General features: G+C 26.3%; 1 protein-coding gene and 1 pseudogene. Both read left to right on the top strand.

Features of this window, described 5'->3' with window-relative positions; translation table 11 throughout:
- Window positions 1–55: 55 nt before the first annotated feature.
- Window positions 56–580: an Hcp family type VI secretion system effector gene (locus tag IQC44_RS11405; protein ID WP_198306478.1), complete on the top strand. Its 525-nt coding sequence runs from the start codon at window positions 56–58 to the stop codon at window positions 578–580.
- Between the two features lie 94 nt (window positions 581–674).
- Window positions 675–934 (top strand): annotated as a pseudogene (locus tag IQC44_RS11400) (hypothetical protein); the annotation flags it as partial.

Here is a 934-nt window from a genome sequence, read left to right as displayed (position 1 = left end):
AATTTATTTATTATATAATATAATTTTATATTATTTTATTTTAAAAGGAGCAAGGATGAATAATCCAATATTCATTTCTATTAAAGGAAGTACACAAGGTTTAATAACTGAAGGAGCATTTACTGCTGAATCTGTAGGTAATTCTTACCAAAGAGGACATGAAAATGAGGCTTTAGTAAAATCTTTTAGTCATAATATTAAAATCCCAAGAGACCCACAATCAGGACAACCATCTGGACAAAGAGTTCACGAACCATTTGTAGTAACAAAGTTAATAGATAAATCTTCACCTCTTTTGTACAATGCTTTAACAAAAGGAGAAACTTTACCTACTGTTGAGTTAAAGTGGTATAGAACTAGTTATGCTGGTAAACCTGAGCATTATTTTACTATAGTATTAGAGGATGCTGTTATTGTTGATATTGATATGTTTATGGAAATGGAAATTGATGCATCTAAAACACAAGTTTCACCTTTAGAAAAAATATCTTTAGCATATAGAAAAATTACTTGGAGACATGAAGTTGCAAGTACTTCAGGAGAAGATGACTGGAGAATAGGAGTAGGACTAAATGCTTAAGTATAAATTCAAAGATTTAAAAATCTTTGAATTTATTATAAAAAATATTTGTACTTTTTATAATAAATCAGAAAGTATCAATATAGAGTAACATATGCAAAATTTAAATTTTCTAAATAATAATAAACAAACCCAAGAGATAAAAGCCAGATTAGAGCTTTTAAACTATGAAACAAATAACTATTATTTAGAAGAGAGTAATGATTTATATGAAAATATAGATGGGAATTATTCAATATATAAATTAGAAGGGAGAAGTGGAGTAAATAAAGTATATGAATATGAAATAACATTTGTAAGTAATGAAAAAATAGAAGTAGAAGATATAGTAGATACAGATGTAAAGATAGTTTT

The organism is Arcobacter vandammei (assembly GCF_016106035.1).
Classification (GTDB): Bacteria; Campylobacterota; Campylobacteria; order Campylobacterales; family Arcobacteraceae; genus Aliarcobacter; species Aliarcobacter vandammei.
Note: the sequence above shows the minus strand (reverse complement) of the source record. Positions and strands in the feature narration are given on the sequence as shown.

Excerpts from the sequence above, each read along its gene's own strand:
- IQC44_RS11405 (WP_198306478.1), top strand. The coding sequence starts at position 56 with ATGAATAATCCAATATTCATTTCTATTAAAGGAAGTACACAAGGTTTA.